Origin of the sequence: Paenibacillus xylanivorans (assembly GCF_001280595.1) — a bacterium.
In the GTDB taxonomy this organism is placed as follows: Bacteria; Bacillota; Bacilli; order Paenibacillales; family Paenibacillaceae; genus Paenibacillus; species Paenibacillus xylanivorans.
In genome coordinates this window covers 1-5,468 of record NZ_LITU01000055.1, presented here as the reverse complement: position 1 = coordinate 5,468, position 5,468 = coordinate 1, and the positions used below count along the sequence as shown (strand labels likewise).

The window sequence follows — 5,468 nt, the reverse complement described above, 5'->3', positions numbered from 1 at the left end:
CCCGCATACTGCGGAGTCACCGCCATACCCGTAAGCTGGGTCGAAATACTACCTGCCTTTAGTGTAGACACGATGGTCATGACGGCACTAAACAACATCTGTGGCTTCATCGATGGAATGGTGATATAGAATACTTCCTGGAGCCGATTGGAGAGGCCATCGATGCGGCCAGCTTCATACAGCTCGCGATTGACCGTCTGCAATCCGGCAAGCATCGCCAGAAAGCCTACGCTGAAACTCATCCATAAGGAGACCATAATCATAATAGGAAGCAAATACTTAGGATCTTGCAGCCAAGTGATTTGAGAGTCAATCCAGCCCATTTGCAGTAAAAAATTATTAAGATACCCGACCCTGTCGCCGCTGAACGCTGCGATCCAAACGACCGACAATGCTACCCCACCGGCCATAGAGGGTGCATAGAACACTAATGTATAGTAATCCCTGACCCGCAGAGGCAATTGATGTATCAGCCAGGCGAAGAAGAACGATAGAATATAGCCACCCGGCCCAACAATTAATGCAAACAGAAATGTATTCGGAAGTGCTTTGGTCAAGAAAATAATATCTTGCGTAAATAATGCGATAAAATTGTCAAAACCGATAAAATTCAGACTTCCAAACCCATCATAAGATGTAAAACTGAGTGTGGCCGCCATCACGACGGGAATGACGATAAATACGAGAAAGCAGATCAGAAACGGTGCCAGAAAAAGATAACAGAAAGCATCTTTTCTAAGCTCTCTCAGAAAACGCATCCACTTTGACACCAAAGGTGAAGGTCGCTTAGCTGGGTGTAACACGGGAAAAACCTCTGTTTTCACGATTCTGTGTCCTCCCATACGTAGGGCTCTGTAATCTGTGGAATATTTAAACTTCTGCCCATGATACCGAAGTTCCGCTGTCTGCGGTCCATCTCCCGTTGCAGGGACAAATGCGCTTCTTCCAATGATTCATCCGCTGGTATGCCGTCAAATACTGTTCGGTTCCATGCAAAATCCATCTCCCTGCCCAAGAAATAGTATCCCGGTACATTCGGCATGTTCAATGCCCAACTGGCTTGTTCCCGAATAACTTTCAAATCATCAGAAGGCCAGTTTAGCGATTCCATCGCGTTTACGTTGGCTGTATTCCAGCGGTATTCGATACCATAAAATGATTCCATATCCGCAGCATACCGAGATTGCACTTCTCCTGAAGTCCACCACTTCAGAAATTCCCAGGCTTTGTCTTTCTGCTCGCTTTTTTTCATGATCATGGCGCCAGTTAAGCCTTGAGGAGACCAGCGGACAACCTCACCATTTTCCTGCTTAATTCCAGGTAACGGAGCGACCTTCCAATGTCCTGTAATTTCCGGAGCAGCTACTTGTAACTGGACATAGGTGTTAAAATCAGATATCCCAATCGGAATATCCCCATCCCGAAAGTGCTGAAAGAAAGCCGGGATATCAATGGGCAAATTGTATTTGGTAAACATCTCGGTCCATAATTTAAATGCTTGTTGTCCAGTGTCGCTGAATATATTAGATTTCAGACCGTCTTTTGTGTAAGGGTCGGTACCATGTTCCAGAAACAATGTGGAATAGTCACCTTTTGGCACGTTCATGGTCATCCCATTCTCTTGCAGAGTGGGTAGGATATCAAACACATCGTCCCAGGTATCTGGCACTTCTAAATCCAGTCTTTCAAGTATGTCCGAGCGGTAGAACAACAATTGAAAATTCTGTACTTCTGGCAGTCCATAAGTTCCACCATCATATATCAGAGCTCTGGTAACACCCGGTATGAACTGATTCATCACGTCATCAAAACCCGGATACTGTGATAAATCCTCGACAGCATTCCGCATGGCATAATCTGCCGGTGTCGATTCTCCGACTCCTAGTGCAATATCAGGAACTTCTCCTGCTGCATTGCCAAGGATTAGCATGTTGGGATTTGGCATAAGATTGATATTGACTTCAATCCCTGTCTTTGGCGTGAAATCCTGGCTAACCAGTTCGCGCAATAAATCAACATAATCCCGCCCTCGTCCGACCCAGATCGTCAACGCACCTTCTTCTTCTGGCCCTCCGAGATCATAATCCACATAGAAGGAACGTGAGAAGTCCGCTAAGGAATAAGGTATCCGCGAGAGTGCAGTAGGCTCTTTGAGGCCTGTCTTAGCATCCGGTGTCCGCACAACTAGATAATCGAGAAGCAACGGTTGCTTGGTCAGAGTCGACATCCATGTCCCAATATTGGCTTGTATCGTGGAGAATTCTTTGATTTTGCTAGGAATTTCGTTCACATCGCCCAGCATATCCTCCAGAATGGTGACCGAAGCTTTAATGGCCTGTGATAGATCTGAATCCCTCTCATTGACCGAATTCGTATAGAGGCGAATCATATTCAACCGGTCTGTAATGGCTTGAAGCTTGTTCTCAACTTCCGGATCGTACTTTTTCATCTCCCATGTCCGGGTTGAGTCAATATTGGAATCGGACGCGCTCTTGCTGTAGTTCCCGGTAATCAACCTCATCTCACGGTCAAAAGAGGCGATCTGTAACAAAGTATCTTTAAGGGCAATCAATATCGGCTGCATACTTGATGAATCCGCGGTCATGCGTATAGAGTGCTTTCCTTGTTCAAGATAGAATTTGAAGGGTTCCCCGGAAATATTAGATAGGGTCGTAATTTCAAATTCCTTATGATAATCAATTGCATAGTTCAGCATCTCCTTGAAAGGAACCTTACCGTCAATGGAGATGGTACGATAAGCTTTAAATCCTGGACGATAGTTCTGGAAGTTCTTGAGATCAATCTCGTACCAACCGTTTGTTGGCACTTCAATATCCCATTCCACCCATTCACCTGGTAAGTTCCAGTGGTTTCCACCAAGCACATTATAGGTGATCCGTCCCTTGGGATCCGGTGATATGTAGGGCTCTGCCCAATGATCAGTCTGAATCGATAGATGTGATTTGCGTTCAAATTGCTCTGCTTCCCTCACCATGTACCAGTCGGAAGCATCCGATGCTGAAGGATATGCCCCCTTATATTCCTTATACGGTTTGACATGCTCCTGACTTTGGAATGACAGTTGTTGCAAAGCAACTCCACCCCGTTCGCCCACTAGTCTTAGCGTGTGTTCCCCTCGCTCCAGCCGAAACAACAACGGACGGGAGGAAACCGAATAATCTGATACCGCTTTGCTTGTCCATTCGTTCAGTTCCGTCTGTTGTGGTCTTACCTGCATGCCTAGTTCGTTGCGGTCATACGGATACTTAGCGTCCTTCCACATCCGTTCCAACTCAACATGTTCCGACTCTTCGAAGGGGTAACTGCCATCAATCATTACTCCCCGAATTACGGAACTGTTACTGCCCGCTAAGGGCTTGTAATCCAAATGAAGTTCATACCAGCCGGCTTTCGCTACCTGAAACGTCCAATCTACTGACCCTGCTTCGTTATGCCAGTTGAGCACCGTTTTTCCGTCTTCCTTCGATTGACTGAGCTTGGTTATCGGTGCTGCTGTGTCATATTGACTAGGATTGATCCGTATTTCATTCCCGTTGTCTCCAGAACGTTCTTGTTCGCTTACTCCCTGCATTAAGATGGCATAAGGCATTTTATCGCCTGCTGGCTGGAATCGAAGCAGCTGATCAGCTGTGACACTACTAGAGTAAACAACTTGTTCCTCGGATGTTATCCACCGAATAACTGCAACAACCAAGACAGCAACGATCAGTATTTGTATTGGAATGCGAAGATAGCGGGGGAATTGACGCTTCTTCATACTTCATCTCTCCCAAATACAAGTTCCGTAGTCTCGTCAAAAAAATGTATCTTGTTCATTTGAAGTCCAACCGACACGATCTCATCCGTTTCATATCGTGAGACTGGTTCTGTTCTGACGATCAACCTGATATGTCCAAGCTGGATGTAGACATAAGAATCGGCACCAGTCTCTTCAGTCATCTGTACAATGCCTGGTAGGAATGAAGGGTCATCGATACGCCCACGGCGAAGTGAAATGTGTTCTGGCCTCACGCCCAGAATGACGTTTCTAACCGCTCCAGATTTCCGTTCTAATCGAGAAACACAGTTTTCTGGAAGAAGCAGTCTCATCCGTTTGTTGGAGAAGTAATAGCACCCCTCACTCACTTCAATCGTGCCCTTAATGAAATTCATTTGCGGAGAACCAATGAAGCCTGCTACGAAAACATTCGCGGGTTCATCATAGAGTTTTCTTGGGGGGGCGACTTGTTGAATAACTCCATCTTTCATCACAACAATACGTGATCCCATCGTCATTGCTTCCACCTGATCATGCGTAACATAAACGGTTGTCCTTCTTAGTTCCTGCTGCAACTTGATCAACTCTGCACGTGTCTGTGCTCTAAGCTTGGCGTCCAGATTGGAAAGAGGTTCATCCATCAAGAATACTTGTGGCTCTCTTGCAATAGCTCTACCAAGGGCCACCCGCTGCTTTTGTCCTCCAGACAATTGACTTGGTTTGCGGTCCAACAGATGCGAAATTTCCAGTATCGAGGCTACCCGTTTAACACGGGTATCAATCTCATGTTTCGCGGTCTTGCGCAATTTCAGACCAAGTGCAATATTCTCGAGCACAGACAGATTGGGATAGAGGGCATAATTCTGAAAGACCATGGCTATGTCCCGATCCTTTGGCGAAACATAATTAATGAATTTCCCATCCAGGTATAACTCTCCGCTGCTGATTTCCTCTAACCCAGCCAGCATACGCAGCGTTGTTGACTTTCCGCATCCAGATGGTCCTACCAGGACGAGGAATTCTCCTTCATCAATCGTTAAATGAAAGTCGTTGACGGCAGGGCGGGATTCGCCTTTATACCGTTTAAATACATGATCAAAAGTAATGCCTCCCACCTATTCTCACCTCTCCCTTACTCAACTTCCGTTTGTATTCTCAATGGTATCGCAAACATTTCCAGTAAAAAATGAGATGAAATTAATCTTTGTAGTTCATTATTAATCTGTATTTCAAATCAATAAATAAAGATAACAAAAGCCCGTATATAACCACTGATAGGTGGTTCCATACACGGGCTTAGTTAAAAGATTAAGATCGTCTTCAAAATATTTAATTTGGTAATTCTTCCATGGCTCTCTCTCATGGCCGCGGCTCAAAATTCCGGTGTTCTGACTATCTGATTTCATAAATAACATTCGCTCGCTTCATCAAAAGCAGCTAACTTTTCACCCACAGCTTTGCACACGAAATCAAACATGACCTTTCGAAGTACGGGGCAAGCTTGGAAGCGAGCTGTTCTTTTTTGCATACGATTGCCCATGGTGTCATGAACTCTGCTCCCTCCCAAGTCAGAGGAAATTGAACATGGCCTAACGCTCAACGTTTCGATTCAAGACAAAGAGAAAGCTTTTTGGAATAACGTTCTGAAGCTGGCAGTGGTAAAACAAAAACCAGCTAATGTTTGTCAAGC

At 45.3% G+C, this 5,468-nt stretch carries 3 protein-coding genes; all 3 read right to left on the bottom strand.

Annotation, left to right across the window (positions count from 1 at the left end; genetic code table 11):
• A partial coding sequence (locus AMS66_RS12165) for a carbohydrate ABC transporter permease (RefSeq protein WP_236703366.1) occupies positions 1–758 on the bottom strand: 758 nt, incomplete at its 3' end.
• A 62-nt stretch (positions 759–820) separates the two neighbouring features.
• Entirely contained in the window at positions 821–3,778 is a 2,958-nt protein-coding gene (locus AMS66_RS12160) for an extracellular solute-binding protein (RefSeq protein ID WP_053781056.1), read from the bottom strand.
• Positions 3,775–4,893 carry an ABC transporter ATP-binding protein gene (locus tag AMS66_RS12155; protein ID WP_053781055.1) on the bottom strand — a complete coding sequence of 373 codons (1,119 nt, stop codon included), beginning with the start codon at positions 4,891–4,893 and terminating at the stop codon, positions 3,775–3,777. Before AMS66_RS12155 ends, AMS66_RS12160 begins: the two co-directional genes overlap by 4 nt.
• Between the last annotated feature and the right edge of the window lie 575 nt (positions 4,894–5,468).

Bases quoted from the DNA above. Each gene is read 5' to 3' on its own strand.
- AMS66_RS12160 (WP_053781056.1), bottom strand. From the start codon at position 3,778: ATGAAGAAGCGTCAATTCCCCCGCTATCTTCGCATTCCAATACAAATA.